This window comes from Oleiphilus sp. HI0128, from assembly GCF_001635365.1.
Map to the genome: position 1 here is coordinate 1 of NZ_LWGG01000689.1, position 605 is coordinate 605.

The following is a 605-nucleotide window of genomic DNA, read 5'->3' on the forward strand; positions in this document are numbered from 1 at the left end:
GTATTCTTGAACAAGGCTGACTTGTTGGCTGAAGACTGTGGTGGTGCAGGTTCAGAAGAATACAACGAGATGCTTGAATTGGTTGAAATGGAAATTCGTGAGTTGCTAGACACTTATGAGTTCCCAGGTGATGATACGCCAATTATCGCAGGTTCTGCTTTGATGGCATTGAACGGCGAAGATGATAACGAGCTAGGTACAACTGCTGTTAAGAAGTTGGTTGAGTCGCTAGATTCTTATATTCCAGAGCCAGAGCGTGCTGTAGATCAGCCATTCCTAATGCCTGTTGAGGACGTGTTCTCAATCTCAGGTCGTGGTACGGTTGTAACGGGTCGTGTTGAGCGTGGTATCATCAAAGTTGGTGAAGAAATCGAGATTGTTGGTATCAAGGAAACTCAAACCACTACTTGTACTGGTGTTGAGATGTTCCGTAAGCTTCTAGACGAAGGTCGTGCGGGTGAGAACGTTGGTGTTCTTCTGCGTGGTACTAAGCGTGACGAAGTTGAGCGTGGTCAGGTTCTATGTGTGCCTGGTTCTGTTAAGCCTCACACTAAGTTTGAAGCTGAAGTATATATCTTGGGTAAAGATGAAGGTGGTCGTCATAC

General features: G+C 45.6%; 1 protein-coding gene. It reads left to right on the plus strand.

What is annotated here, in order from left to right; genetic code table 11:
- Nucleotides 1–605, plus strand: a 605-nt coding sequence (locus A3763_RS08530) for an EF-Tu/IF-2/RF-3 family GTPase (RefSeq protein WP_255376617.1), incomplete at both ends; no start/stop codon positions are given.